This window comes from Mesorhizobium jarvisii (assembly GCF_003601985.1).
Classification (GTDB): Bacteria; Pseudomonadota; Alphaproteobacteria; order Rhizobiales; family Rhizobiaceae; genus Mesorhizobium; species Mesorhizobium jarvisii.
Window position 1 is genome coordinate 362,137 of sequence record NZ_QZXA01000002.1, and the last position, 26,754, is coordinate 388,890.

The window sequence follows — 26,754 nt, forward strand, 5'->3', positions numbered from 1 at the left end:
CGAACATATCAACAACAGGAGAGAGTTATGACCGATCTGGTTCAGGATGTCATCTCACTGGTTTGCATGAGCACTTTCCTCATTTCCATGGCGATCTGGATCGGCGCCATGTGATCTGGCGGCTCTCGCCGCCGTCGTTCCTGGCGGATGAAGTCCGCTTCCCCGTTAAGCCTTTCTTGCCGCCGCGGCGCTAGGGTGCGCCTCTCAGGCAGGGAGCAACATTCAGGTGTCGCCCATCGTCACGGCCATTCTGGTGGCCAGCAATCTCGGGCTGATCTTTCTCTTGATGACCGTGCCGCTTGGTTCGCGCACGGTCAGGGTCAGCCGCGTGATTGCGATGGACCGCCAGCGACTCTGGCAGGCGCTATGGCCGCTTGGCAGCGATGCCGGCTGGTCCGGCGAGATCCTGTCGGCCGAGCCGCTGGACGGGGAGGGTGTGTCCCGCATCATGCTGTCGTGGGAAGGCCGCGACGGCAAGCCGATCGAGCGCAGGGCGCGGTTTGACGATGTCGTCGAGGGCAGCCGCTTCTCGATGCGCGTGCTTGAGGATACGGCGCTCGATGCTTCGTTCTGGAAAGACTATCGCGAAACCGCCGAGCTCGTCTCCGAAGGCAGCGGCACGCGGGTAACGCTCGGCCGGACGGATCGTTACCGCGGTGTTGCCTTTCTGGTGTTCCGTTATTTCGCCATGCGCCGCGAACTGTCCAAGCTGCAGCGTTGGGCGATGACCGGGCAGTACCGCAAGGGCGGTTGGTTCGAGCATCCGCTGAGCCAGGTCGGCTTTGCCGTGCTGTCGGCATTGATCTTGTGGCCGTTCTTCGGCCTTCACCTCGGGGGGCTGGCGCTGGCCGCCATCCTGACGTCGGTCGTTGCCCTGCACGAGCTTGGCCACATGGCGGCATTCCGGCTGATGGGCCACCGCAAGGCGCGGATGATCTTCATCCCGCTGCTCGGCGGCATCGCCATTGGCGGCCGGCCCTACAACAGCCGTTTCGAAGTGGCCTTCGTGGCGCTGATGGGGGCGGGTTTTTCTGCCTTCCTGGTGCCGATCGTCATCGCCGCCAGTGCGCTGGCCGGCAGCGAGGGGCATAAGGGCGCGGCCGCGCTGCTGGCGGCGCTGGCAGGCTGTGCGGCCCTGTTCAACATCGCCAATCTGGTGCCGGTGTGGAAGTTCGATGGCGGCCAGGTGCTGCGCCAGATCTGCCCGGGGCCGGTCGCGCTGGCGCTGGCCTCGTTCTTCCTGCTCTCGGCATTTTTGGCGGTGGGCTGGCGGGCCGGCTTTTCCTCCGGCTTTCTGCTGGCGACGGGAGCGGTCTTTTCAATCCTAAGCCTGCTGACGATGGGCAGCGGGGTGAAGCCGCGTTACGAGCTGAAGCCTATCCGTACCGTCGACCGCTTCGCCATCGCCGGCGCACTGCTGGCGGTGTTCGTCATCCATGGCTGCGGCGTTCTGTGGGCGTCGGCGCAATTGCTTTGAGCTGGAAAGGATCAACCCGTCTTGCGGGCAGCCTCGGCCGACAAGGCCGCCACGGGACCAAAAACATCCTCGAAGGCTGATTTCAGCGCCAGATCCAGATCGGCCATGCCGACGGGCAGGCCGAGGTCGACGAGGCTGGTGACGCCATGGTCCTGGACGCCGCAGGGAACGATGCCGCCGAAATGCTCAAGCTCCGGTTCGACATTGATGGCGATGCCGTGAAAGCTCACCCAGCGCCGCAGCCGGATACCGATCGCGGCGATCTTATCCTCCGCCGGCGAGCCGTCCGGCAGGGCAGGGCGATCAGGCCGCACCACCCACACGCCTACCCGGTCCTCGCGGCGTTCGCCGCGCACGTTGAAGGCGGCGAGCGTGCCGATGATCCATTGTTCGAGCGCGGCGACGAAAGCGCGCACATCCTCGCGCCGCCGTTTCAGGTCGAGCATGACATAGGCGACCCGCTGGCCCGGCCCATGATAGGTGTATTCGCCGCCACGTCCGGCGGCAAAGACGGGAAAGCGATCAGGCTCGATCAGGTCCTCGATGCGGGCGCTGGTGCCGGCAGTGTAGAGCGGGGGATGCTCGACCAGCCAGACCATTTCGCCGGCGGCCCCGCTGCGGATCGCCTCGGCCCGCGCTTCCATGAAGGCCAGTGCCTCGGGGTAGGCGGTAAGGCCGGGCTCGATGCGCCACTCCACCGGTGCCGAACCGGGGAGCGGCAGGAACGACGTGGCGATCTGGCTGCGTTCTGTCATGGTTCTTCGTTTTTGTTCATGCATGCCGCGATCCCAAAACCGCCTCGCGCTTTCGGGCAACATGCATCCGCCTCCCATATGGCGATATCGGACGCAAACGTCCAGTTCCGCATGCTCATTCCGATCCTGTGGACCGATATGCCAATCGGTTGAGATTATTGCGCATCGCGCACTTGTTTCGCCGGAAACGATTTGCTACACGCCGCGAGCCGGTCGGTTCCGGCTCCTACCACGTGCGGTCGTGGCGGAATTGGTAGACGCGCAGCGTTGAGGTCGCTGTGGGGCAACCCGTGGAAGTTCGAGTCTTCTCGACCGCACCAAATTTCCTGAAGCAAGCCTTCGGACGCCTTGCAATAACCTCCGGCAATCTGGCGATCATCAGACCCTGAGCACGGTGCCGGCCGCTCTATAAGGGCCGGACCTCGGGTCCATTCGGCAGATCGACGGTCACGACAAGGCCGCTTGGCTGGTTGTCGTGCAACTCGATCCTGCCGCCGTGACCCTGGATGATATCTGCCACGATCGAGAGGCCGAGACCGAAACCGTGTTTCGACGCAACGCCGCGCGACATATCCTCCTTGAAGAAGGGTTCGAAAACGCGCGAGCGCGCCGTCATCGAAATTCCCGGCCCATCGTCGCCCACCGCGATACGCGCCGCCGAGTCGGTCTGCGTCAAGGCGACGGTGACGTTGCCGGCAAATTTGACCCCGTTGTCGCATAAATTGGTGATGGCGCGCGCCAGCGCATTGGGTTTGCACCAGCCCAGAAGCCTGTCCGGTCCGGAATAGGAAACCGAAAACCCGACATCGGAGAATTCGGCACAGACGGTCTGCAGCACGCTGGCAATGTCGGCCCGCTGCAGCTTTTCGGTCGAGACGTCGTTGCGCAGATAGGTCAGGGTCTCGTCGATCAGATCCTCGATGTGCCGGACGTCGGACAATATGGCGGCTCGAACGGGGCCGTCATCCATGCGCTCGGCGCGAAGGCGCAGCCGCGTCAACGGCGTGCGCAGATCATGACTGACGCTGCGCAGCATGCGGGTGCGGTTCTCGATCATGGTGCGGATACGCGTTCTCATCCTGTTCAGCGCGCGCGCCAGGCCGACCATTTCGATGGAGCCGCGTTCGGCGAAAAGTTCGTTGCCATTCTCGATCTCGGCTTCCCCCACTGCGTTCGAGATGCGCTTCAATGGCTCCGTCACGGCCCAGACCGCAAATAGCCAGATCAACACAGGCAGGGCGACGAAAGCCATGAACCTGTAGAACGAGACACGGACGAAGCCTGATGTCAGCCAGGAATCGGGCATGCCGAAATGCGCCAGGACGCTCTGCTGGTCCAGGTCGATGACAAACGCATATTGGCGGCCGATCCTTATCCAGCGCCCAGGGATCGAGCCGCTCTCGATCTGAAGAAGCCATCCGGTGCTTCGCCATTGCAGATAGGAATCTGGAATAGTGCTGATCTGCTCCCTGGGCAGGATCTTGAAATCAAAGCCGGCGCGTGTCGCCGCAGCCAGAACAGCGCCGCGGGCTTCGGTTGGCGTTTCGCGCAACAAGGCAGCGACAACGCCAGCCCGCCTGGCGCTGTCTTCCACCACGGGAAGGTCGACATTCGCTATCAAACCCTCGACGACCGATCCGACGGACATGATCGCGATCACCGCCATGAAAATAATTGCCGCGAACTGCCCACGCACCGACTGGGGCAGGAAGCGGCGGACCAAGCGCCTCACGCTTCCTCCACCGTGGCGGTGAAGATGTAGCCACCCAGCCGGACAGTCTTGAGGAGAACGGGATCGCGCGCATCCTTTTCGATCTTCTGGCGAATCCGGCTGACATGGACATCGACGCTTCGCTCGATCGGGCCGGCAAGCCCGGCATGGGTGACGCTGAGAAGCTCCTCGCGCGACAGAACCCGGCCTGCATTGCGGCAGAACGCCAGCAAAAGATCGAATTCATGCGTCGTGGTCGCAACCCGCGCATTGCTGGGATCATGCAATTGCCGGCGAACGGGATCGAGGCGCCAGCCGTTGAAGCGAAGCACCCTTGTGCGGTCCCGTTCGTCGGGAGCGTAAGCCGTGCGGCGCAGCAACGCCCTTATCCTTGCGGTCAGTTCGCGCGCGCTGAACGGTTTGGTCACGTAATCGTCGGCGCCGATCTCCAGTCCGAAGATGCGGTCGATTTCCTCGCCAAGCGCCGTCAGCATCAGGATCGGAACGTTCGTTTGCGCGCGAAGCCGGCGGCATATGCTGAGGCCGTTCTCGCCAGGCAGCATGATATCGAGCACGATGAGATCGAATTTCTGGTTGCGAAGCGCGGCGTTCATGCGGACGCCGTTGCCGGCGATTTCGACGATCATGCCGTTTTCCGTCAGCGTCTCGCCCAGCATGCGGGCGATCTCGATGTCGTCTTCGACAATGAGGATCTGCGGGCCTTGCCTCGGCGATTTGAACTCGGCGTTCAGATCGATCCGGCTGGAGCTTACCGCGGCCTGCATTGCATTATGTGTGGGCATCAAAACCGATATCCGACGAGAAGCATCCCCGAGGGCTGGACCTTGTCGACGACAACAGGGCTGTCGGCAGCGTCCCCCATGAGAATGCCCACCCCCGCCTGGCCACGCACCATCCAGTTGTGATTGAGCGTATATGTGGCGGAAATCGAAAAATCGGCGCGCTTCAACCCGGCGCGGGCATCATACTGGGTCAATCCCGAGCGAGCCGATTGCTCCGGCGTGACGCCGAAATAGGCCTGCATGTATTTTTCGTCAGCGAAGACGACCGATGCGCCCGCGCCGACCATCCATGACTGGGACAGAGGCTGGGTCACCTCGATGCCAAGCGTGCCCTGCATGCCGTCGCTGCCGCCGATGGTCTTGTCCAATTGCGCGTAGATTTTCGCCGGGCCGAACTTCACCGCCGCCTTGGCCCCGACGACCGCGCCCATGTCGACATCCCCCAGGCCGCGCAGACGATCGGCATCGTCCTCCTTGCGGCCCATGTCATAGCCAAGCCGCGCGCTGAGTTCGAACGGCCCGTGTTCATAGACGGCGATGTTGGCGCCCGTCGGATCTACCCTCACCGTGTCGAGGAATGTCGCCGATACGAAAGGGACCGGCATGACCTTGAACTCGTTGCTGCCCTCATATTTGGGAACGATGATGGCGCCGCCGCCCAGGACGACATGCCAGCCGGCCAGTTTCTGTTCGAAGCGCCCGAAACGCGAAGGATCGGGCGGCGGGGTCAGATCCCCGGTATCGTCGGCATCGGTGTCGACGGCAATGGCGTCCGCCGCCTGCACGATCTCAGAATGCGTTGAAAACACGATTGCCATCGCCGCGAGAGGGGCCCGGCCGGCGAAGGTCCCAGAAACCAATTTGAACATGCATGCTCCAGAGCAGGGAGGCAGTAAGAGCCCCCGATGCTCCGGACTATTTCAGGTGAAAATGGCTGCATGCGTGAAGTGATGTTAAGTTTTGTTGCGCAATCTTGGCCTGATCTTGGCTCCTGTAGAAGCGCGCTACCACAAGCGCGGGAGGTCAATCGACGACTTCTGCTTCCAGAACGTCCTCTTGCCTCCGGCCACCGTCAGAGCGGCGAGCTGCTCGATAACGGCCAGGCGAAAGGCCGTGATGTCGATGGAATAGCTTCGAAAACGCGGCCGCGGTCTCATAGCCGACACGGGCCGCAATCCGTGCAATCCCCTCGTCGCTCGTTTCGAGCAGAAATGCGGCCTCCGACATCCGGCGTGAGATCAGATAACGGTACATGGACTCCCCGACGAGCTTGGTGAAGCGAGCCGAAAACGCCGAACGACCAAGTCCCACGCTTTGCCCGAGCTCGCCAAGCGTCCAGGGTCGATCCGGTCGTTCGTGGATCAACTGAAGTGCCGGTCCTATGTGCGGGTCCGCCATCGCCCCCAGCCAACCGCCTTCCCCGGGGTCGAGCGACTTGATCCAGCTTCGCAGCACCTCGACAAAGAGCACTTCTGTCAGTCGTGAGAGTGCAACGCCTTGGCCGGGACGCGCGTGCGCCGCCTCGCTCACCATGCGTTGCAGAATCGCATCGAGCCATCCGCCGTCTTCCGTCGGCTTCAGGAGAAGCAGGGGCGGAAGCAATTCCAACACGCTGCCGCGCGAGGGCCGCGCCACGGTGAAATTGCCACAGATCATCGTCGCGAGCGGCTGCTCGCCGCCTCCGTGACGAATGAGGCCAAGACGCCCAGCCAGTCGATCGATGTCGAGAATCGGTAACGGCTCTGTCCGACGATCCGAGTAGATCACATGGGGCTCGCCGCGCGTGACGACAACAAAGTCGCCCTCGGTCATGTGAAGTTCTCGTCCATTTTCGAGCGCGAGGGTAGCCGAGCCACGGCTGAGATAATGGAACAGGGCGTATGGGCGCGCTGGCAACGCCAGATTCCAGGGATGGCCGAGCTCGAAGTGGAACAGCAAGGTTCCGCCAAGGCGAACGCGGTCGAGCACTTCAGCGAGGATGTCCATCTTCCGATGTTAATACGACGGACGGTAGGACACAATATTCGGACGATTGAGGCCTAACGTCCAAGTGCTCCACGTATTAGTTGATCGCAAGTCGAGCCAACAGGTCGCGCCGCAACGATCACCCGAGCGGCAGATGGGAGAACCGCGACTGTTGCCGGCACGCCTGCCTTTCCTCGGACCCGCGTCGTCCGTTATCTCAACAGGAGCAACCAATGCGAAATCTTCTACTCTCAGTCGCTACCGTCCTTATGGCCGGAGCAACAGTCGCCGCCCCCGCCCAATCAGCTCAACTGCCCAAGGGGGCGGCCCACAATATCGTGCTCGTCCATGGCGCTTTCGTCGACCAGACGAGTTGGAAGCCGGTCGCCGATATCCTCACGAAGAAGGGCTACAATGTAACGCTCGTCGAAAACCCGCTCACCTCCCTCGCGGCGGACGTCGATGCCACCAAACAGGCGCTTGCGAAACAGAACGGCAAGACCGTCCTCGTTGGCCACTCCTGGGGCGGTGTGGTCATCACGCAGGCAGGTGACGATCCCAACGTCTCGGCGCTCGTCTACGTCTCCGCATTCGCGCCCGACGTGGGAGAATCTCTGGCGAGCTTATCCAAGAGCGGTCCGGCAACCGAAGGCGCCGCGGCGATTCATCCCGACGAAAAGGGCAACCTCTACATCGATCCCAAAGTGTTTCCCTCTGCAGTCGCGGCTGACCTTCCCGCGGAGATCGCCGAATCCTTGGCAAACCATCAGCTCCCGTTGAACCACACGGCGTTCGAGGCTCCCGTCGATAAGGCGGCCTGGCACGACAAACCGACGTTCTATGTGATCAGCACGAAGGACAAGGTCATCGCACCCGAGGTCCAGAAGCTTTTCGCCGAAAGGATGAAGGCCCAGACGACGGATGTCGCCGGCAGCCATGCATCCCTGGTCGTCCACGCGAAGGAAGTCGCCGCGGTGATTGAAAAGGCCGCGCTCGTGAAGTGACGATTGTGCTCCCGGCGCCTTCGTGCCGGGAGCACCATGCGTGCTCGGCGGACTACGGAATGCCTTGGTCCGCGAGCGGCTCAAACCTAGCCAAAACCGCACCAGCTACTCCCACTCGATTATCTGTGCCAAGCATCCGGAGGATGACATGACTGAGTTCGACACCTCGAGCCAGGACGCCGCAACGCTAGAAACAGCGCCCACCCGTTACATCGAAGGCGGCGGAATCCGCTTCGCCTATCGCCGCCTCGGCCCATCGACCGGAACTGCGCTGATTCTCCTGCAGCATTTCTCGGGCAACATCGACGCGTGGGACCCCGCCGTCGTGAATGTCCTGGCCACCGATCGACCGGTGATCGCTTTCGATAACGCCGGGGTCGGCCGCTCGACAGGCCAAACGCCCGACAATATCGCGGCGATGGCCCAAGACGCGGTCGCTTTTATCAAACTGCTCGGCCTCTCCGAAGTCGACCTTCTTGGCTTTTCCCTCGGCGGCTGTGTCGCCCAGCAGATCGCTGCCGAGCACGGACGGCTGGTGCGCAAGCTCATCCTCGTCGGCACGGCTCCGAGAGGCGGAGAAGAGCATCTGTTGACGGTTCTCCAGGACGCGTTTTCCCAAACCGACGCGCCGGACGTCCGCCTGCCACTATTCTTCACGAAGTCGTCCGCCAGCCAGTCGGCCGGCCTGGCTTTCCTGAAGCGGGCGAAGGCGCGTAAGGAGGATCGGGACACCGACAACGGCGGCGCGGTGACGGATCCGCAGGCCAAGGCGCTTATTACCTGGTGCGCCACACCTGATCCCGAGCACGCCATTCTGCGCGCCATCCGCCAGCCCGCCCTTGTGGTCAGCGGCAGCCACGACACCATGCTGCCGGCGGACAACGCCTATGCAATGTTCAAGGCTCTAAGCAACGCCCAGCTGGTCCTCTATCCCGATTCCGGCCACGGCGCCCTGTTTCAGCACCACGAATTGTTCGTCAGCCACGTCCGGACCTTCCTGGAAGCGTAATCGGCCGCTGCATAATCCCGGCGCGATCGGTCGCACCTTTATTCTTGAGAGCTGTTACGGAGAAAGAAATGACAATCGCAAAGGTCGAGGTTGAGCGTTTCAGCCTGACGTGTTCCAAACCATTCGACGCCGTTGTGGCCGCGCTCAAGTCAGCGGTCGGGCAACCTGACATTGTCGAATTTTTCAAGGCGACGGGGGCTGCAAATTCCTTCTCGGATTTGGAGCGCGTTGTGCAAAGCGGCCTGGGCCGCACAGGTCTCATGCTTTTCGCGGAATTCGACTTGGGCGCCATTCTGCGCCGCGAAACTGGAACCGAGACTCCCAAGAGCATGCGGTTCCTGGTGGGCAATCCACTCATCATGAAAGAAATGGTCAAGCACGTTCCCGATGCTGGATCTTACGCTCCAGTCACAATCCTTGTTGATGAACGTCCCGATGGCGTGCACGTCTCCTACGACAAAATGGAGAGTTGTCTGCTCCCTTATGGTAGTTTGGAGGCTCTTGCCGTCGCTCGCGATCTTGATGCGAAAATCACAACCTTGCTACGCGAATGCGCAAACTAAGCTCATGGTGACGCTTCCGGCGGCAGATTACTCCCACGCGTTTGGCCATGACATGGCGTTGGCGCTGCTGCCGCTGGGGCTTGGCACGTCCGGCACGGCGCTGGAGGTTTCAATTCTCGGCGGGCGGTGCCTGGCAAGGGTGATCGCCGACTCTCCGGGAGGCTCGCGCGGGCGTATGTGAGAGCCCCCCAGCGTGGAGAGGCGCGGAAATCACGCCGCCTTCTTCATCCGCGCCAGTGTATCCGCAACCACCTCGCCAAACGACGACGGCGTCGGCACGATGATCACGCCTGCCTCCTTCAGGATCTCGACCTTCTCCTGCGCCGACTCGCCGAAGGCCGAGATGATGGCGCCGGCGTGGCCCATGCGGCGGCCTTTCGGGGCGGAGAGGCCGGCAATGTAGGCGATCAGCGGCTTGCGCATGTTGTCACGCGCCCAGATCGCGGCTTCCGCCTCCTGCGGTCCGCCGATCTCGCCGATCATCACCACGGCGTCGGTCTCGTCGTCCTGCTCGAACAGTTTCAGCATGTCCTTGAAGGAGGAGCCGTTGATCGGGTCGCCGCCGATGCCGACGCTGGTCGACACGCCGATGCCGAGCGCCTTCATCTGCGAGGCCGCCTCGTAGCCGAGCGTGCCGGAGCGGCCGACAATGCCGACGCGGCCGGGCAGGTAGATGTTGCCGGGCATGATGCCCATCAGCGCCTGTCCCGGCGTGATCATGCCGGCGCAGTTCGGGCCGATCAGCCGCATGCGGTCCTCGAAGCGGTAGCGGCGCATATAGCGCTTGACCTGCATCATGTCCTGCGAGGGGATGCCGTCGGTGATGCAGATGCACAGTTTAATGCCGGCGTCCGCGGCTTCCATGATCGAATCGGCGGCGAAGGGCGGCGGCACGAAGACGATGCTTGCCTCCGCGCGGGTCTCGCGCACGGCGCCCTTGACCGTGTTAAAGACGGGCAGGCCGAGATGCGTCTGGCCGCCCTTGCCGGGGGTGACGCCGCCGACCAGCTTGGTGCCGTAGCGTTTCATGTCCTCGGCATGGAAGCTGCCGATCTTGCCGGTGAAACCCTGGACGATGACGCGGGTGCTGCGGTTGAGCAGGATTGCCATTTTCTCGACCTCTCTCAGGCTGCTTTTTTCTTGGCGGCCGCGCGCCAGGCGGCGACGGCTTTTTCGGCGGCTTCTGCCAGCGTGTCGGCGACTATCACCGCCTCGCCGGAATCGGCCAGGATGCGGCGGCCTTCCTCGGCTTTGGTGCCGGAGAGCCGCACCACCAGCGGCACGGTGACGCCGACCTCGCGGATCGCCTTGATAACGCCCTCGGCGACCCAGTCGCAGCGGTTGATGCCGGCGAAGATGTTGACCAGGATGGTCTCGACATTCTTGTCGCCGAGCACGGCGCGGAAGGATTTCGCCACCCGCTCGGGCGAGGCGCCGCCGCCAATGTCGAGGAAGTTGGCCGGCTCGCCGCCGGCGATCTTGATCATGTCCATCGTCGCCATGGCCAGGCCCGCGCCATTGATGATGCAGCCGATATTGCCGTCGAGGCCGACATAGGAGAGGCCGCGGTCGCTGGCGAAAGTTTCGCGCGGGTCTTCCTGGCTCTTGTCGCGCAGTTCGGAGATTTCAGGCCGCCGGAACAGCGCGTTCTCGTCGAACGACATCTTGGCGTCGAGCGCGATCAGATTGCCGTCGCGCGTCACCACCAGCGGATTGATCTCCAGCATCGAGGCGTCGTAGTCGCGGAACACCTGGTAGCAGCTGAAGATGGTTTCGGTCGCCTTGCCGATCAGATTGTGATCGAGGCCGAGCCCGAAGGCGATCTCGCGTGCCTGAAAGCGCTGCATGCCGACGCCGGGGTCGACCGATGTGCGCAGGATGGAATTGGGTTCTTTCTCGACAATATCCTCGATCTCCATGCCGCCGGCCGCCGAGGCCACGATCATGACGCGCTCTTCCTTGCGGTCGAGCACGAAGCCGACATAGAGCTCCTGGGCGATGTCGACGGCTTCCTCGAGATAGAGCCGGGAGATCAGCTTGCCACGCGGTCCGGTCTGCTGGGTCACCAGCTTGCGCCCGAGCATGGCTTCGGCGGCGCTCGATATCTCCTCGTCATTAGCGCACAGTTTTATGCCGCCGGCCTTGCCGCGGGCGCCGGAATGAACCTGCGCCTTCAAGACCCATTTGCCGCCGCCGATCTCGCGCGCCCTATAGGTCGCCTGTTCGGGGCTGTAGGCCAGCCCGCCGCGCGGCACATGCACGCCGTGGCGGGCGAGCAGTTCCTTGGCCTGATATTCGTGGATGTCCATTGTTGTCCTCCCTGAACAGTCAATGCGTGGCGGGTTGGCCGGCGCGTTCGATGGCCTCGTTGACCACCAGAACGTTCCTCGCCATGCGTTCCGACGCGGCGTCGATCATCTTGCCGTCGAGGGCGGCGGCTCCCTTGCCCTGAGCCTCGGCTTCCTTGAGCACCTCAAGGATGCGCCTGGCGCGCGTGACCTCTTTTTCGGGCGGGGAGAAGACGTCGTTGGCGAGCGCGATCTGCGAGGGATGGATCGCCCATTTGCCTTCGATGCCCAGCGCCGCGGCGCGCCTGGCGCCGGCGATGTAACCTTCCGGATCGGAGAAATCGCCGAACGGCCCGTCAATGGCGCGCAGGCCATAGGCGCGGCAGGCAACCGTCATGCGCGACAGCGCGAAATGCCACTGGTCGCCGGGATAGTCGGGGTTGAGGCCGCCAATGTTGACGGTGCGCGCCTTGCAGCTCGCCGCATAGTCGGCGACGCCGAAATGCATCGCTTCCAGCCGGCCTGGCGTCGCGGCGATCGCCTCGACATTGGCCATGCCGAGCGCGGTCTCGATCAGCGCTTCGAGGCCGACCCGGGTCTTGTAACCCTTGGCCATCTCGATCTGGTTGACCATGGCTTCGACCATATAGAGGTCGGCCGGCACGCCGACCTTCGGCACCAGGATCGTGTCGAGCCGGTCGCCGGCCTGTTCCATGACGTCGACCACGTCGCGGTACATGTAGTGGGTGTCCAGCCCGTTGATGCGCACCGAGACGGTCTTGCCGTTGGCGCGCCAGTCGATGTCGTTGAGTGCCTGGATGATGTTCTTGCGGGCGCGTTCCTTGTCGGGCGGGGCGACCGCATCCTCGATGTCGAGGAAGACGAAGTCGGCGGCGCTGTTGGCCGCCTTGTCGATCATTTCCGGGCTGGAGCCGGGAACCGCCAGCTCGCTGCGCTGCAGCCGCAGCTTCTTCAAATGGTTGATGGTGTGGCTCATCGTCGGTTTCCCTCAGGCGGCTTCGGCGACCGGCACGGCGGCCGAGGCGCGGAAATGCTGGATGGCGGCGCCGACGCCGGAGCCCGGCGCCAGCCGCACGCCGCAATCGAGCAGCGCCATTTCGGCCGCCGACAGCGAGGCGAGCACCATCACCTCGTTCAGCCAGCCGAGATGGCCGATGCGGAAGACCTTGCCCATCACCTTGTTGAGGCCGCCGCCGAGCGAGGTCTGGTAGGTGCGGTAGGCGCGCTTGACGATGTCGGCGCTGTCGATGCCTTCCGGCACCAGAATGGCGCTGACCGTATCGGAGTGCCATTTCGGCGCCTTGGCGCAGAGTTTCAGGCCCCAGGCGTCGACCGCCTTGCGCACGCCTTCGGCCAGGCGATGATGGCGGGCGAAGATATTGTCCAGCCCTTCCTCGGCGATCAGGTCGAGCGAGGCGCGCAGGCCGCGTAAGAGCTGCGTCGCCGGCGTGTAGGGGAAATAGCCGGCATCGTTGGCGCGGATCATGTCCTCGAAGGAGAAGAAGCAGCGCCGATGGGTGGCGGTCCGTGAAGCGACGAGCGCCTTCTTGCTCACCGAAAGGAAACCGAGGCCGGCGGGCAGCATGAAACCTTTCTGTGAGCCGCTGACGGCGCAGTCGACGCCCCATTCCTCCTGGCGGAAATCGATCGAGCCGATCGACGACACACCGTCGACGAAGAGCAGGGCAGGGTGGTTGGCATCGTCGAGCGCGGCGCGGCAGCCAGCGACATCGCTGGTCACGCCGGTCGCCGTCTCGTTCTGCGTGCAGAAGACGGCCTTGATGCGGTGCGCCTTGTCCGCCTTCAGCCGCTCGGCATAGAGCTCGAGCGGCACGCCGGTGCCCCATTCGCAGTCGATGGCATCGACCTCGAGGCCGAGGCGCTCGGCCATGTCGACCCACAGATGCGAGAACTGGCCGAAGCGCGACATCAGTACGCGGTCGCCGGGGCTGAGCACATTGGTCATCGCCGCTTCCCAGGCGCCGGTGCCCGAGGACGGGTAGATGAAGACGCGGCCGGTCTCGTTCTTGAAGACTTTTTTGATGTCCTCGAACAGCGGCAGAGTGAGATCGGGGAAGGACGCGGCGCGCATATCCTCCATCGGCAGGTTCATCGCCTGCCGGACCTGTTCGGGGATGTTGGTCGGTCCGGGAATGAAAAGATGGGTGAAACCGGCCATGGTGCGAACTCCTCCTGATCCAGCAAAGCGGTGGGGGGAGTTTCGTTTCGACGGCTAAAGCCAACAACACCTCAGCGGGTAAGATCTCGCCGCGCGCGGGTGGGGAAAGCCTACCCTGTTGGCCTACCCGAAAGGCTGCTTCTGGGTACGCCTCTCGCGCGCATAGAGCGCGACGGCCATCGCCCGGTTGCGGACGTCGAGCTTGTCGTAGAGATTCTTGAGGTGGTACTTCACCGTGTTCTCGGAAATGCCGGTGCGCGTGGCGATTTGCAGATTGGTCCAGCCGTCGGAAAGCACCGCCAGCAGCTCGCGCTCACGCACCGTGAGCTGCGCGAGCGGCGTGTCGTTGACCTTGTTGATGTCGATATAAGGGATGCAGATGCGGCCATGCGCGACAGCCAGGATCGTGTCGAAGATAATCGCCGGATCGTCGAACTGGAAACAGTAACCCTGCGCTCCCAGCCGCACGCATTGCTTCAGGATGCCGATGTCATGGTCGTTGGAAAAGACGGTGATGCGCACGTCGAGCTTGCGGCTCTGGACCTCGGCCAGCACATCCGCGCCGTCCATGTCGGCGAGCTTCCAGCCGATGATTGCGACGTCGAACCCGCCCGTCGTCGCCAGATCCAGGAATTGCCTGCCGCTCTGAACGCTGCTCAGCAATTCGAAACGGCCGTCGCATTCGAGCATTTCACGCAGCGCCGATATGACGAATGGGTTGCGCTCGGCGACGACAATGCGCATGCGCCGGTCGCCAATTGCCTTGCTCGTTTTCCCGGGCTTGCTGTTCAAGGGCCGTCTTTGTCCTGGGCTGGTCGTGCCGCAACTCAAAGGCCAGGCTTCAGGCCTGGACCCGTGTCATGACAATTCTGCCCCAATCGCGCCGGGGTGCTCTTTCCCCAGCGACATCGGCTGTCGCGCCGTCTGAAGCCGGGATTGGCTGGTTGCTGACGGGAAAGGCATTGCCAGGTCAGGCATCAGCGATATGCTCACCGGGTGGCGTGGAGCGCGCGTTTCGTTTGATATTCCGTGCCTTAGAGCGATAAGTTCTCAAACCGAATCGCGTCTGCGGGCGAGATGCATCGGATTTCCGTGAAACCGGTTTCCGCTTTAAGCTGCGATGCTCTAGACCTGAGACACAATTTTTCCGGGATGGCGGGAGGCGCTGGTGGAGGACAAGCAGACGATCTCCGCCAAGGCGGCTGACGACGCCTACGCCGATATCTATGGCGAGGACGGTGCGGTCCTTTCATCCTTCCTTGCGCAGATCGGCGCCGCGATCGCCGACCGCGATACGCCGACCCTCAAGCATGAAGTCGACCATCTGCACCAGTCGGAACTGGGCGACCTGATCGAGGCGCTGCATCCCGAACAGCGGCGAGCCCTGGTCGAACTGCTAGGCGCCGATTTCGACTTCTCCGCGCTGACCGAGGTCGATGAAGCGATCCGCATGGAGATCGTCGATCATCTGCCCAATGCGCAGATCGCACAGGCGGTGCAGGAACTCGATTCCGACGACGCGGTCTACATTCTCGAAGACCTTGAAAAGGAAGACCAGGACGAGATCCTGTCGCAGCTGCCGTTCACCGAACGGATCAGGCTGCGCCGCTCGCTCGACTATCCGGAAGAGACCGCCGGGCGGCGCATGCAGACGGAGTTCGTCGCGGTGCCGCCGTTCTGGACCATCGGCCAGACCATCGACTACATGCGCGAGGACAAGAACCTACCCGACCGCTTCAGCCAGATCTTCGTCATCGACCCGACCTTCAAGCTCGTCGGCGCCATCGATCTCGACCAGATCCTGCGCACCAAGCGCGCTGTCAAGGTCGAGGATGTCATGCATGAGACGCGGCACGCCATTCCGGCGACCATGGATCAGGAAGAGGCGGCGCGGGAATTCGAGCAGTACGATCTTTTGTCGGCCGCCGTCGTCGACGAGAACGAGCGGCTGGTCGGCGTGCTGACCATCGACGATGTCGTCGACGTCATCCAGCAGGAAGCCGAGGAAGATCTGCTGCGCATGGGCGGCGTCGGCGACGAGGAACTCTCCGACACGGTGTTTGCAACCTCGCGCTCGCGCGTTCCCTGGTTGCTGGTAAACCTTGTCACCGCATTTCTGGCGGCATCGGTCATCGGGCTGTTCGACCACACGATCGAGCGGATCGTGGCGCTCGCCGTGCTGATGCCGATCGTGGCCGGCATGGGCGGCAATGCCGGTTCGCAGACCATGACCGTCACCGTGCGGGCGCTGGCGACGAAGGATCTCGATATCTACAATGCCGCCCGCATCATCCGCCGCGAAATGGGTGTGGGCTTCATCAACGGCATTGTCTTTGCCGTTCTGATCGGCATCGTCGCGGCGCTGTGGTTTCGCGATCCCAATCTGGGCGGGATCATCGGCGCGGCGATGATCATCAACATGTTCGCGGCCGCCCTTGCCGGCATCCTGATCCCGCTCATGCTCGACCGGTTCAAGATCGATCCGGCCGTGGCGTCGGCGGTTTTCGTCACCACCGTCACCGACTGCGTCGGCTTTTTCGCCTTCCTCGGCCTTGCAAGCTGGTGGTTCGGCGTCAGGTAGCCTCAATTGACTTTTACGTAAATGCCGTGCGAGGCTCGCGCGGGGGCCATGTCGATTCCGGCGGGCAAGGGTTTGGTTCGGGACGGGAGGCAGCGCCGCGTGGCGTTGCCCGGGGTTCGGGCATGGAGCGACAATGCGGGAATATTATTCAATCACCGAACTGACCCGCGAATTCGACGTGTCGACGCGGACGCTGCGTTTCTATGAAGACGAGGGGCTGGTGCAACCGGTGCGGCGGGGTCGCACGCGGCTGTTTCGCCCGTCCGACCGCCATCTCATCCGGCAGATCATGCGCGGAAAGCGGCTCGGTTTCTCTATCAACGAGATCCGCGAAATCATCCAGATGTACAAGGAGCCGCCGGGCGAGGTCGGACAGCTGAAGCTGATGATCAAGCGCATCGAGGAAAAGCGTGAGGATCTGCGCCAGAAGCGCCGCGACCTCGAGGAGACGCTGGCCGAGCTCGACCAGGCCGAGGAATCCTGCGTCGAGCGGCTGGTGGAGCTCGGCGTCAATACGTAACGCCGCTCAGATCCAGCGCCGCACCCTTTTTGCGTAATCCCGGTATTTCTTGCCGAACTTCGCCGCCAGCATCTTTTCCTCACGCTCGATGGCGACCTTCTGCGTGGCGAAGGCGGCGATGAACGCCAGCGGCAGGAACCAGACGATCCCCGTGACAAAGGCGACGCCGATCAAAAGCAGCGTGTTGGCCAGATACATCGGGTTGCGGGTAATGCCGAATGGACCTGTGGTGACGAGGTGGTCCGGCACCGCATTGGGGTTGAGCGTCGTCCTGGCCCGGACCATGGTGCGGATGGCGGTGAACCACAGTGCCGCGACGCCGAACAGCGCCACCCAGCCGGCCGCAAACAGCAGGTCGCCCAGGAGGTCGCCGATCCAGGGCAGCGGATAGAGCAGGCCAAGGATCACGCTGATGGCGATTGCCGCGACGTAGATCACCGGCGGCCACGGTATCACACCCGGCTTCGGCTGGGTTTCGGTCATTGCGTTCCTCCCTCGTCCATCTTGTCCTCGGTCTGGCCCGTGCAGCTGGCGGCCAGATCGCCCAGATGCGCTCGGAATTCCGCAGTCTGGTCGTTGTTCTCGAGCCGATCAAGCGCGGCCTCGCCCTCGAGCGTCGTCAGCATGCAACCGCAATAGCTCGAACAGAAGGTCGCGTTGCGCGTCTGCTCGCATGAGCGCTGGCAGGTTTTGAGGAAATTGACCTGCACGGTTTCGACCTGGGCCGGCATGACTTGCGAGAACAGCCAGACGCAGCCGATCAGCAGCGGCTGGTGGATCAGGTAGAAAGCGAGGCTGTGGCGGCCGATGAAGACCAGCGGATTGGCCCGGCGGCCGGGCATGAGGCTCGCCAGGCGAGCTCGCAGGCCGGAGGCTGAAACGAGTTTCGCCACCCCAATGCCGACAAGCACCGCGCCGAACCATGGAAACAGCGGCACATAGTCGTTGGAGCGTGGATTGATCGCCGACAGGCCGATCCACCACAGCCAGGGATGGTCCAGGGCTTCGAAGCGCAGATAGACGGGCGCGGCGATGACCAGCGCCGCAACGACAAGCGTCAGCAGGGCCGGCAGCCGCAGGAAGGCGAGGCCGAGCAGGCTGGCGAGCGCGATCTCGTGCAGGATGCCGAAGAAGATGAATCCGTCCGGCGTCGCGATGCGGGTGACCACCGAAATGGCGATCGCCGCTCCGGCGACCATGGCGAAACGCTTCCAGAAACCGTTCCAGCGGATTTGCTGGCCATGCGCGAGGTAGAGGCTGACGCCGACCAGGAACAGGAAGGTCGAAGCGATGCAGCGCGCGTAGATCTTCCACCAGCCGAAGGCGGTGAGGCCTGGATCGGTATAGCCGAAGAATTCCAGGTCCCAGGTGAAATGGTAGCTCGCCATGGCCAGCAGCGCGACGCCGCGCACGATGTCTATGGCGATGATGCGCTTCGAAGGCTCCGGAACGGGTGCGGTCGGCGTATGGATGGTCATGGTCTCGCGATCTGATTCAGCCCTGCGTGAGAACTATCACGGTTGGACCGGACAGAAGAAGGCCGGGGCACCGGATCAAGCGACGCTTTGAGGTGTGCCGATATTCAGGTGATGCCGGCCTGCAAACGGCGGCTTTCTGCGCTTCCGGTGCTCACGGACCTGAATGTCCGCTCCGCTCCAGTTCTCGAAAACCGCCATTTTTCGGCTCGGCCTGACCTGAATCTCAACACACCTTGGGCCAGCGCCGGGAAGTCGTTGACCGACTTCGCTTTTCACGGCCTATGCGTCGGTTTCCTCTTAATCGTCCGGGAACGGCCAAGGCAGATTTGACCGGTGATTCTGCTTTGGGGAAGCAATGTCCACCCATGTGCGCCATCCGATCTGGCTTCCGGCCCTCAGGGCCGCGGATGCGCGCACCTTCGCCTCGCTCTATGCTGTCGAATCCTTCGCTCGCGCCACGGTGTCGAGCGTCATCCCAATCCAGGCCTACGAGATCCTGCACAACGAGCAGATCGTCTCGATCCTCTACACCATCGTGGCGCTGCTCGGCCTGTCGGTGACCCTGTTCATGCCGATGCTGATCCGCCGTTTTGCCCGGCGCTGGGTCTACACCGCAGGCGCCTGCCTGCTCGCCATCGGCTCGCTGTTCTTCGTCACCCATACGCTGGCCGGGCAATTGGCGGGCATGCTGTGCCGGGTGATGGGCGCCAGTGCACTTTCGATCACGCTCAATCTCTACATCATGGACCACATCCGCAAGACCGACTTCATGCAGGCCGAATCGCTGCGCATGGCGTGGTCGATGCTCGCCTGGACCGGTGGGCCGACGCTCGGCATCTTCCTCTACACGCGATTCGGCATCTACGCCGCGCATGGTGCGGTGGCGGTGTTCGCGCTGGCCCTGCTCGCACTGTTCTGGACCTATCGGCTGGGCGACAACCCGTCGATCCGGCCCGGCAAGACACGGCCGGCCAATCCGCTCGCCAATATCGGCCGCTTCGTCGCGCAGCCCAGATTGAGGCTTGCCTGGCTGATCGCCTTCGGTCGCTCCTGCTTCTGGACGACGTTCTTCGTCTATGGGCCACTGTTCATGGTGATCACCGGCGAGGGCAAGCTGGCCGGCGGTCTGCTGGTTTCGGCCGGCAACGCGCTTTTGTTCATGGCGATCTTCTGGGGCAAGGCCGGAAAACGCTTTGGCGGCCGGCGCACCATGACATTTGCCTATTTCGCCATGTCGGCGATGCTTCTGGCGGCGGGCACGGTCGGCGAAACCGTGCCGCTGCTCACCGGCGCCTTCCTGTTGTGCGGCGCCTTTTTCACCATAGCGCTCGATGCGTTGGGCTCGACCGCCTTCATGCGTTCGGTGCGCTCCTATGAGCGGGCGCAGATGGCGGCGGTCTACCGCACCTATCTCGATTTTTCCGAGCTGACGCCGCCGCTGGTCTATTCGGTGGTGCTGGCCTTCTTCGGACTGGGCTCGGTGTTCGTCACGCTCGGCCTGCTGGCGGCGGTTTGCGGGTTCGTGACCTGGCGTTACCTGCCGAAGTCTCTGTGAGGATCACGGTGAAAGTGCCGCATGCCGCTCGCGCACCCAGTTGTGGAAGCGGTGCAGTTCATACTCCTCGGGCATGAGCACGCCGGCCTGGTGGCGCATCGAGCGCAGGCCCCTCTGGTTGACCTCGCAGATGGCGGCGTCCTCTTCCAGCACCTGTGTGCCGAAGGCGACGATGTTGTCGATATCGGTCGCGGCCAGCGCCTCGGGCGCGAACAGCCACTCGGCGACAAGTTCGGTCTCTTCCGGGCCGAGCGGCACCAGGCGTACGGTCCTGACATAGTCGACATGACCGACGATGAACATCGAGGGCAGGCTGGTGGCGTAGGTCTGGCCGGCGGCGCGTTCGGCTGGCGTCAATCCGGAGAAGACCGGCCCGTGCGCCTGGCCGTCGCGCGACCAGGTCTCGGCGCCGGCGCGCAGGCCGCCGGAAAATTCCGGTGCGTCATTGTCGGCATGGCGCGTCCATTCGGGATCGTCGTGCCGGCTCATCAGCCCGCGGCCATAGATCGGCACCAGCCGCGAGAGGTCCTTGTGGACGCCCGGGCAGTGCAGGCACTCGTTGAAGTTTTCCCAAAAGATCTTCCAGTTGCAGTGCATTACCTTGCGCAGCACATGGCCTGATACCAGCGTTTCCAGCGGCCAGTTGCCGAGATTGCCGGAGGCCGGGTCGAAGGATGCCTGCGCTGAGCCCGCCGCATCATCCTGCAGATTGATGAACACGAAACCGCGCCACACCGAGAGCGCGACGCGGTAGAGCGGATGGTCGGCCTTGTCGAAGCCAACGGGCAAGGATTTCGACGGCACGCGCACGAGGTCGCCGCGCAGCGAATAGGACCAGGCGTGGTAGGGGCAAGTGATCAGTCGCGCCTTCAGCCGGCCCTCGCTCTCCTGGCAAAGCTGCGAGCCGCGGTGGCGGCAGGTGTTGTGGAAGGCGCGCAGCGCGCCGGTGTCGTCGCGCAGCACGACGATGTCCTGCGTGCCGATGCGGAATCGGCGGAAGGCCAGCGGCTGGGCCAGATCGGCCTCGCGGCAGATGAGCAGCCAGTTCTTGTACCAAATGGCATCGAGGTCGCGCTGGTACTTCTCACCATCCCAATAGGCCGATGAGGGCAGGGTCGGTTCGGCCTGGGTCAGGCCATTGTAAGGGGCGCGCTCGCTGGCAGTGGGCTGCATGGCTGGCTTCCTGTGAAGCGGCCAGCCGACACCCGGCAGGAAGAATTGTCAATTCTCGTGCCTGGAAACGGCATGGCGCAATCGCGCTGTTTGCCGGCGGAATTTGGTTTGCCGCGTGTCGCGATTTTCCCTATAGTCATGCAGTCGTCGGTTCCGTTTTGGAGCCAAGAGGGAATGCGGTGCGGGCGAAATTCTTGCCCAATGCCGTGGCTGCCCCCGCAACTGTGTGCGGTAGTCCTCTCCATATGCCACTGAAGGTTCGTCTTCGGGAAGGTGGGGAAGGGCGCTGATCCGTGAGCCAGGAGACCTGCCGACGACGGCAAAACTGACAGGCCCTCGGGTGGAGGGTGAAAGGACAAGATATGAATACCGCTTCCGTCTCCCTCGGCGCCTCCGTCTCCTCGCAGTCGCGCTTCATGCAGCTGGCGCTCGCCGCACTGCTCGGCACCTTCATCATCGGCTTTGTCGGCTTCTCGCATATCGAAGCGGTCCACAATGCCGGTCATGACAACCGGCATTCGATGGCGTTTCCCTGCCACTGACGAGGATCTGACATCATGAATCTGTTTCGCAACGTCGTGTTCATCGCGGCGATCGCAGGGCTCGTGGCCGGCGTCGTTCTTGCCTGCATGCAGGCCTATGCCACCGTACCGCTGATCCTCAAGGCGGAAGTCTACGAACAGGCCGAAGGCGGCTATAGCCATGACCATGCCGCGGCGCCGACTGGGGCCGCCAGTGGCAACGCGATGAGTTCGGCCGCACCGGCGGCAAATTCGATGAGCGCCGCGACCCCGGCACCGGCCGCAGCCGCCGCTCCGGCCGAAGACCAAGGCTGGGCACCGGCCGACGGCTTCGAGCGCTTTGCCTTCAACGTGGTGTCCAATGTTGTCACCGGCATAGGCTTCGCGCTGATCCTGGTCGCGGTTTCGGAATTCGCCGGCGGCATCGGCAATTGGCGCCAGGGCGTGTTCTGGGGTCTGGCCGGCTTTGCCATCTTCACACTGGCGCCCGGTCTCGGCCTGCCTCCGGAACTGCCGGCCATGCCGGCCGCCGACCTGACGCAGCGCCAGATCTGGTGGGTGGCAACCGTGATCGCGACCGCTATCGGGCTCGGCCTGATCGCATTCCGCAAGTCGCTACCGCTGGCCATCCTTGCGGTGGCGCTGATCGTTGCTCCGCACATTGTCGGCGCGCCGCAGCCCGACAGCTTCGAGACGCCGATCCCGGAGGGCCTGCACCACCAGTTCGTGGTGGCGGTGACGCTGACCAATCTGGTGTTCTGGCTGGTCCTCGGCGCCGTCGTCGGCGTGGTGCGCGGACGCTTCACTGGCACGGCGACCAGCCTGCGCGACAGCTTTGCCTGATCGCAACAAGCTGACCTTCATCATCGGCGGTGCGCGCTCCGGCAAGAGCGCGCATGCCGAAATCCTGGCGACGGCGTTGCCGTCACCGTGGACCTATATTGCCACCGCGCAAGCCTATGACGACGAAATGCGCGAGCGCATCGCGCTGCACCGCTCGCGGCGCGGCGAGGGCTGGACGACCATCGACGCGCCGCTCGACCTTGCCGGCGCGCTCGAGGCCTTGCCGGACAACCAGCCGGTGCTCATCGACTGCCTGACGCTGTGGCTGACCAATCACATGCTGGCCGATCACGACGTCGGCGCCGAGTGCCGGCGGCTGGCGGATGTGCTGTCGCGGCCGCGCGGCCCCTGGTTCGTAGTCTCCAACGAAGTCGGGCAAGGCATCGTGCCGGACAATGCCCTGGCGCGCCGTTTTCGCGATGACGCCGGCCGGCTCAACCAGCAGGTCGCGGCGATCGCCGATACGGTGCTGCTGATGGTGGCGGGGCTACCGCTCAAGGTGAAGTGACATGACCGACATCGACAACAAGCCCACCGAGGACCGGGACGAAGAACGCCATCGCGCCAAGATGGCCAAGCGCAAGGCGGTGCAGGATGCCGAGGTGGCGAGCAAGACGGTCGAAAAGGGACTGCTGATCGTCAACACCGGTCCGGGCAAGGGCAAGACCACGGCCGCCTTCGGCCTGGCGCTGCGGATGCTCGGCTATGGCAAGCGCGTCGGCGTCGTCCAGTTCATCAAGGGCAAGTGGCACACCGGCGAGAAGGATGCGTTTGCCGCTTTCGGCGACCGCGTCGTCTGGCATGCGATGGGCGAGGGCTTTACCTGGGAGACGCAGGATCTGAAGCGCGACATCGCCGCCGCCGAGGCCGCCTGGGCCAAGGCACTGGAGTTGATCGCCGATCCCTCGATCAGCCTTGTCGTGCTTGACGAGCTCAACATCGCCCTGCGCTACGATTATCTCGATCTCGACAAGGTGGTTGCGGCGCTGAAGGCGCGCCGCGAGGGCCTGCATGTCGTCGTCACCGGCCGCAACGCCAAGCCGGCGCTGGTCGAGGCGGCCGATCTGGTCACCGAGATGGGCGTGACCAAACACCACTTCTCGGCAGGCGTGAAGGCGCAGCAGGGGATCGAGTTCTAGAACGCAAGAACGGCGATGACCGAAACCACGGCGAACAACGCGATCAGCAAATAATCGGCGACGCGGTAGAGTTTCAGCGCCCGCCTGATGTCGCCGCTGTCGACGTCGCGGAGGCCGCCTTCGCCCATGAAGACGTCGTCGACCACGATGCCGCCATAGCTGCGCGGGCCTGCAAGCGCCAGGCCAAGCGCGCCGGCCATGGCCGCTTCCGGCCAGCCGGCATTGGGAGAGCGGTGCTTTTTGGCATCGCGCCGCACCGCCTGCCAGGCATTGCGGGGATCGGCGTCCTTGACCAGGAAAGCCGCCAGCACGATCAGCAGCGCCGTCAGCCGCGATGCCGGCAGGTTGATCCAGTCGTCGAAGCGCGCCGCCGCCCAGCCGAAAGCCTCGTGGCGGGGGGTGCGGTGGCCGATCATCGAATCGGCGGTGTTGGCGGCCTTGTAGGCAGCGCCGCCGGCGAGCCCGCCAACACCTGTCCAGAAGGCGGGGGCGACGATGCCGTCGGAAAAATTCTCGGCCAGGCTCTCGATCGCCGCGCGGCAGACGGCGGCACGGTCGAGCGCATCGGGATCGCGGCCGACGATGCGCGAGACGGCGACACGGCCCATTGCGAGGCCGCCCGATTCGAGCGAGTCAGCCACGGCCTCCACATGTTCGTAGAGGCTCCTCTGCGACAGCAGCGATGTCGCCAGAAGCGCGGCGATGAAGAACCCCAGGGGCACGAACCAGAGCAGGACAAGCTGGACGCAGAGGCCGATCACCGCCGGTACCAGCACGATGATCAGCAGCGCCTGGACGCCACGTTGGCGACGCAACGCGTCGGGATCGGTGGCGCGGTTGAGCCTCAAGTCGAGAAAGGATATCAGCCTGCCGAACCACGTCACCGGATGGCCGATGGCGCGGAAGAGCCAGTCCGGGTAACCCAGGACAAATTCGACGGCCAGTGACAGGAAAGCGATCAGGACAGACATGAAGCTTCTTGATGGAGCGGTGGACCATGGTGGGAGTCTTGGCAGGGCGAGGGCGCTTTTCCCCAACGCTCCTCTGCCTTTCGTCGACCTTTCGACCGGTATCAACCCGCACTCCTACCCGCTTTTCGACCTGCCCGCCACCTCGCTGTGGCGATTGCCGGAAGAGGCACGGGCGCGTGAGCTGATGGAGATCGCGGCCAGCACTTATGGCGCGCCGTCGCCGGCCAATGTCGTCGCGGCGCCCGGCACGCAGATCCTGCTGCCGCGCGTGGCATCGCTGGTCAGGCCCCGCGAGGCTCTGGTGCTGGGGCCGACCTATGCCGAACATGCGCGCGCAGCGGCGATCGCGGGGCATCAGGTGAGCGAAGTCAGCGATTTTGCGGCGCTGGCGCAGGCCGACCTTGCCGTCATCGTCAATCCGAACAACCCGGATGGGCGCGTCATCGGGCGCGACCGGCTGCTGGCACTGGCCGCCGGGCTGCGCGCCAGAGGCGGGCTGCTGGTCGTCGACGAGGCGTTCATGGATGTCGGGCCGCGCCAACACAGCCTCGCCGGAGATGCAGATCAAGGCGGCCTCGTCGTGCTGCGCTCGTTCGGCAAATTCTTTGGGCTAGCCGGCCTGCGGCTTGGCTTCGCGCTTTCCGATAGCGCGACCGTCGAACGGCTGGAAATGCAATTCGGGCCATGGGCCGTCGCTGGCCCAGCGCTGGAATACGGCATTCGCGCGCTTGCCGATATTGGCTGGCAGGACGCAATGCGGGCATCACTCGCCGAGGGTGCGGCGCGGCTCGACGCACTCTTCGGCCGTTTCGGCGTGCCTGTAGCGGGCGGTACCACGCTGTTCCGCTATATCAGCCTTCCGGATGCCGCCTGCCTGTTTTCGGCGCTTGGCGAGAGGGGCATTCTGCTTCGCCACTTCAACGACCGGCCGTTTGTGTTGCGGGCCGGCCTGCCGGGGAGCGAGGTGGAATGGCAGCGGCTCGAATCCGCTCTTGCCGAATGGGCGTCGCGGCGCGAGGATCAATCGAAGGGCTCGAAACAATGATCCATGTCTGCTCGCTGGCAAAGGTCGCGGAAACGGTGGCAAGGACCGGCGCCGACCGCATGCTGTCGCTGCTCGCCGCCGGAACCGAGGTGGTGCGACCGGCCTCGATCGCCCGGGAAAACCATCTGCATCTGGTCATGCACGACATTGTGGTGGCGCAGGACGGCATGACCATGCCGGGCGAGGAGCATGTCCGCGACGTGCTCGATTTCGCCCGCCGCTGGGATCGGGCGAAGCCGATGGTCGTGCATTGCTATGCCGGCATCAGCCGCTCGACCGCTTCGGCCTACATCATCGCCGCCGCACTGGCGCCGAAACGCGACGAAGCCGAACTGGCCCAGACGTTGCGGGCGCTGTCGCCCTCGGCGACGCCCAATCCGCGGCTCATTGCCGTGGCCGACGCGCTGCTGGAGCGCAATGGCCGGATGATCGAGGCGATCCAGTCGATCGGGCGCGGCGCCGACGCGTTCGAAGGCACGCCGTTCGAGCTGAAGATCATGGGCTAGCGGTGCCCATACATCGCTGTAGGACTATCGAGTGCCTTCATTCGCCCAATCTTCGTGCCCGTGGCGTACCCGCACAATGAACACGTCGCCGTCGACTTCTATCCGGTAGACGACAAGATGGGCTTTGAAGGGATGGATACGCATTGGTGGCGACAATTCAAGCCGCTCCCGTACCATTCGGGGACTGGCAGCGATCAGATCAAAGATCGCGAACAACTCGTCATGATACTGTCTAGCCTGCACAGCACCGAACAGGCGCACCCCTTGCTCGGCAATACCGATGATGTCCTCTTCCGCGGCTAAAGAAAGGCGAAATCCCATTACCCGTTGCCGGGTGACTTTCCAGCGCGCTTGACTGCCTCAGTAAAGAGCGCGTCCCTGGATCGATTGCCGATGCCACTCTTCAATCCGTCATCGACAAAGCGTTGCATGGCGGCAATGTTGTCGTTGCGCTCCTGATCCCGACGGATCAAATCGCGGACATAGTCGCTCGCGTTGGCGTAGCGACCCGTTTCGGTTTGCGCCTCAACCCAATCCTTCATCGGATCAGGCAATGATACGTTCATTGTTGCCATATCGGCCTCCATATCCCGCGCAGTATGATCCATTTTGGCAAAGTTTGTCAAAATCTCAGATGCGGGGGTAGT

29 protein-coding genes, 1 tRNA gene and 1 riboswitch are annotated in these 26,754 nt (G+C 63.6%); of the genes, 14 read left to right on the plus strand and 16 right to left on the minus strand.

The genetic code is table 11. From position 1 onward, the window contains the following. Positions 1 to 226 precede the first annotated feature (226 nt). The gene (locus D3242_RS05530) at positions 227 to 1,477 is read left to right on the plus strand and encodes a peptidase M50 (RefSeq protein WP_019858917.1); all 1,251 of its coding nucleotides are present in this window, start codon (positions 227 to 229) and stop codon (positions 1,475 to 1,477) included. Between the two features lie 11 nt (positions 1,478 to 1,488). Here the strand turns inward: D3242_RS05530 and lipB are convergent, their stop codons facing one another. Beyond that, positions 1,489 to 2,232, minus strand: a complete 744-nt coding sequence (lipB, locus tag D3242_RS05535) for a lipoyl(octanoyl) transferase LipB (RefSeq protein WP_038647476.1) — start codon at positions 2,230 to 2,232, stop codon at positions 1,489 to 1,491. A gap of 235 nt (positions 2,233 to 2,467) precedes the next feature. On the opposite strand from lipB, the gene D3242_RS05540 reads away from it, so the two are divergent. Further along, positions 2,468 to 2,552, plus strand: a tRNA-Leu gene (locus tag D3242_RS05540). Between the two features lie 86 nt (positions 2,553 to 2,638). Here the strand turns inward: D3242_RS05540 and D3242_RS05545 are convergent. From D3242_RS05545 to D3242_RS05560, 4 genes are all read right to left on the minus strand, one after another. Next, positions 2,639 to 3,964: a sensor histidine kinase gene (locus D3242_RS05545; RefSeq protein ID WP_064983962.1), complete on the minus strand. Its 1,326-nt coding sequence runs from the start codon at positions 3,962 to 3,964 to the stop codon at positions 2,639 to 2,641. Further along, positions 3,961 to 4,728, minus strand: coding sequence for a response regulator (locus tag D3242_RS05550; protein WP_019858780.1), 768 nt, complete (start codon positions 4,726 to 4,728; stop codon positions 3,961 to 3,963). The genes D3242_RS05545 and D3242_RS05550 overlap by 4 nt, the downstream gene beginning before the upstream one ends. Positions 4,729 to 4,745: 17 nt before the next feature. Continuing rightward, positions 4,746 to 5,615: a MipA/OmpV family protein gene (locus D3242_RS05555; RefSeq protein ID WP_019858779.1), complete on the minus strand. Its 870-nt coding sequence runs from the start codon at positions 5,613 to 5,615 to the stop codon at positions 4,746 to 4,748. Positions 5,616 to 5,769: 154 nt separating this feature from the next. Further along, a complete protein-coding gene (locus D3242_RS05560; RefSeq protein ID WP_019858778.1) occupies positions 5,770 to 6,732 on the minus strand; it encodes an AraC family transcriptional regulator in 963 nt (320 codons plus the stop codon). Between the two features lie 212 nt (positions 6,733 to 6,944). On the opposite strand from D3242_RS05560, the gene D3242_RS05565 reads away from it, so the two are divergent. The 3 genes from D3242_RS05565 (at position 6,945) to D3242_RS05575 (ending at position 9,287) form a co-directional block, all read left to right on the plus strand. Beyond that, the gene (locus D3242_RS05565) at positions 6,945 to 7,715 is read left to right on the plus strand and encodes an alpha/beta fold hydrolase (RefSeq protein ID WP_064983965.1); all 771 of its coding nucleotides are present in this window, start codon (positions 6,945 to 6,947) and stop codon (positions 7,713 to 7,715) included. Between the two features lie 148 nt (positions 7,716 to 7,863). Continuing rightward, positions 7,864 to 8,724: an alpha/beta fold hydrolase gene (locus D3242_RS05570; protein ID WP_019858776.1), complete on the plus strand. Its 861-nt coding sequence runs from the start codon at positions 7,864 to 7,866 to the stop codon at positions 8,722 to 8,724. 68 nt (positions 8,725 to 8,792) lie between these two features. After that, complete coding sequence (locus tag D3242_RS05575; RefSeq protein ID WP_038647466.1) at positions 8,793 to 9,287, plus strand: DUF302 domain-containing protein; 495 nt, start codon at positions 8,793 to 8,795, stop codon at positions 9,285 to 9,287. A 210-nt stretch (positions 9,288 to 9,497) separates the two neighbouring features. On the opposite strand, the gene sucD is transcribed toward D3242_RS05575, so the two are convergent. From sucD to D3242_RS05600, 5 genes are all read right to left on the minus strand, one after another. Further along, complete coding sequence (gene sucD, locus D3242_RS05580; protein WP_064983967.1) at positions 9,498 to 10,397, minus strand: succinate--CoA ligase subunit alpha; 900 nt, start codon at positions 10,395 to 10,397, stop codon at positions 9,498 to 9,500. A 14-nt stretch (positions 10,398 to 10,411) separates the two neighbouring features. Beyond that, positions 10,412 to 11,596, minus strand: coding sequence for a malate--CoA ligase subunit beta (locus D3242_RS05585; protein ID WP_064983969.1), 1,185 nt, complete (start codon positions 11,594 to 11,596; stop codon positions 10,412 to 10,414). A 19-nt stretch (positions 11,597 to 11,615) separates the two neighbouring features. Continuing rightward, positions 11,616 to 12,572 (minus strand): HpcH/HpaI aldolase/citrate lyase family protein, encoded by a 957-nt coding sequence (locus D3242_RS05590; protein ID WP_064983970.1) that lies wholly within the window; start codon positions 12,570 to 12,572, stop codon positions 11,616 to 11,618. Positions 12,573 to 12,584: 12 nt separating this feature from the next. Then, the gene (locus D3242_RS05595; protein WP_064983972.1) at positions 12,585 to 13,775 is read right to left on the minus strand and encodes an aminotransferase class V-fold PLP-dependent enzyme; all 1,191 of its coding nucleotides are present in this window, start codon (positions 13,773 to 13,775) and stop codon (positions 12,585 to 12,587) included. Between the two features lie 123 nt (positions 13,776 to 13,898). Beyond that, on the minus strand, positions 13,899 to 14,519 hold the full coding sequence (locus D3242_RS05600; protein WP_019858768.1) for a response regulator transcription factor: 621 nt from the start codon (positions 14,517 to 14,519) through the stop codon (positions 13,899 to 13,901). Between the two features lie 424 nt (positions 14,520 to 14,943). On the opposite strand from D3242_RS05600, the gene mgtE reads away from it, so the two are divergent. Together mgtE and D3242_RS05610 are read left to right on the plus strand one after the other, a co-directional pair. Then, positions 14,944 to 16,356, plus strand: coding sequence for a magnesium transporter (mgtE, locus tag D3242_RS05605; RefSeq protein WP_064983974.1), 1,413 nt, complete (start codon positions 14,944 to 14,946; stop codon positions 16,354 to 16,356). 133 nt (positions 16,357 to 16,489) lie between these two features. Beyond that, positions 16,490 to 16,876 carry a MerR family transcriptional regulator gene (locus D3242_RS05610; RefSeq protein ID WP_006203215.1) on the plus strand — a complete coding sequence of 129 codons (387 nt, stop codon included), beginning with the start codon at positions 16,490 to 16,492 and terminating at the stop codon, positions 16,874 to 16,876. Between the two features lie 6 nt (positions 16,877 to 16,882). On the opposite strand, the gene D3242_RS05615 is transcribed toward D3242_RS05610, so the two are convergent. Beyond that, positions 16,883 to 17,359 (minus strand): methyltransferase family protein, encoded by a 477-nt coding sequence (locus D3242_RS05615; protein WP_064983976.1) that lies wholly within the window; start codon positions 17,357 to 17,359, stop codon positions 16,883 to 16,885. Continuing rightward, on the minus strand, positions 17,356 to 18,354 hold the full coding sequence (locus D3242_RS05620) for a heparan-alpha-glucosaminide N-acetyltransferase (RefSeq protein WP_064983978.1): 999 nt from the start codon (positions 18,352 to 18,354) through the stop codon (positions 17,356 to 17,358). The genes D3242_RS05615 and D3242_RS05620 overlap by 4 nt, the downstream gene beginning before the upstream one ends. A 355-nt stretch (positions 18,355 to 18,709) precedes the next feature. Between D3242_RS05620 and D3242_RS05625 the strand changes: the two genes are divergently transcribed. Then, positions 18,710 to 19,909 carry an MFS transporter gene (locus D3242_RS05625; protein ID WP_019858762.1) on the plus strand — a complete coding sequence of 400 codons (1,200 nt, stop codon included), beginning with the start codon at positions 18,710 to 18,712 and terminating at the stop codon, positions 19,907 to 19,909. Between the two features lie 3 nt (positions 19,910 to 19,912). On the opposite strand, the gene D3242_RS05630 is transcribed toward D3242_RS05625, so the two are convergent. Next, positions 19,913 to 21,082 (minus strand): aromatic ring-hydroxylating oxygenase subunit alpha, encoded by a 1,170-nt coding sequence (locus D3242_RS05630; protein ID WP_064983979.1) that lies wholly within the window; start codon positions 21,080 to 21,082, stop codon positions 19,913 to 19,915. Positions 21,083 to 21,213: 131 nt separating this feature from the next. After that, positions 21,214 to 21,411: riboswitch (cobalamin riboswitch) on the plus strand. Positions 21,412 to 21,444: 33 nt separating this feature from the next. On the opposite strand from D3242_RS05630, the gene D3242_RS05635 reads away from it, so the two are divergent. The 4 genes from D3242_RS05635 to cobO are packed head-to-tail and all read left to right on the plus strand — an operon-like array spanning position 21,445 to position 23,585. Further along, positions 21,445 to 21,624, plus strand: coding sequence for a CbtB domain-containing protein (locus D3242_RS05635; protein ID WP_027046966.1), 180 nt, complete (start codon positions 21,445 to 21,447; stop codon positions 21,622 to 21,624). Positions 21,625 to 21,639: 15 nt separating this feature from the next. Next, positions 21,640 to 22,446 (plus strand): CbtA family protein, encoded by an 807-nt coding sequence (locus D3242_RS05640; RefSeq protein WP_064983981.1) that lies wholly within the window; start codon positions 21,640 to 21,642, stop codon positions 22,444 to 22,446. Next, entirely contained in the window at positions 22,439 to 22,954 is a 516-nt protein-coding gene (gene cobU, locus D3242_RS05645) for a bifunctional adenosylcobinamide kinase/adenosylcobinamide-phosphate guanylyltransferase (RefSeq protein ID WP_064983983.1), read from the plus strand. Before D3242_RS05640 ends, cobU begins: the two co-directional genes overlap by 8 nt. 1 nt (position 22,955) lies before the next feature. After that, positions 22,956 to 23,585: a cob(I)yrinic acid a,c-diamide adenosyltransferase gene (gene cobO, locus D3242_RS05650; protein WP_019858756.1), complete on the plus strand. Its 630-nt coding sequence runs from the start codon at positions 22,956 to 22,958 to the stop codon at positions 23,583 to 23,585. Here the strand turns inward: cobO and cbiB are convergent. Further along, the gene (gene cbiB / locus D3242_RS05655) at positions 23,582 to 24,556 is read right to left on the minus strand and encodes an adenosylcobinamide-phosphate synthase CbiB (RefSeq protein WP_064983985.1); all 975 of its coding nucleotides are present in this window, start codon (positions 24,554 to 24,556) and stop codon (positions 23,582 to 23,584) included. The genes cobO and cbiB overlap by 4 nt on opposite strands. Between cbiB and cobD the strand changes: the two genes are divergently transcribed. Next, positions 24,555 to 25,601 (plus strand): threonine-phosphate decarboxylase CobD, encoded by a 1,047-nt coding sequence (cobD, locus tag D3242_RS05660; protein ID WP_081296082.1) that lies wholly within the window; start codon positions 24,555 to 24,557, stop codon positions 25,599 to 25,601. The genes cbiB and cobD overlap by 2 nt on opposite strands. Continuing rightward, positions 25,598 to 26,107 carry a tyrosine phosphatase family protein gene (locus tag D3242_RS05665; protein WP_064983987.1) on the plus strand — a complete coding sequence of 170 codons (510 nt, stop codon included), beginning with the start codon at positions 25,598 to 25,600 and terminating at the stop codon, positions 26,105 to 26,107. The genes cobD and D3242_RS05665 overlap by 4 nt, the downstream gene beginning before the upstream one ends. Positions 26,108 to 26,131: 24 nt before the next feature. On the opposite strand, the gene D3242_RS05670 is transcribed toward D3242_RS05665, so the two are convergent. Then, entirely contained in the window at positions 26,132 to 26,428 is a 297-nt protein-coding gene (locus D3242_RS05670) for a type II toxin-antitoxin system RelE/ParE family toxin (protein WP_081296083.1), read from the minus strand. Next, positions 26,428 to 26,682, minus strand: coding sequence for a type II toxin-antitoxin system ParD family antitoxin (locus tag D3242_RS05675; protein ID WP_027046965.1), 255 nt, complete (start codon positions 26,680 to 26,682; stop codon positions 26,428 to 26,430). The genes D3242_RS05670 and D3242_RS05675 overlap by 1 nt, the downstream gene beginning before the upstream one ends. Positions 26,683 to 26,754: the final 72 nt, after the last annotated feature.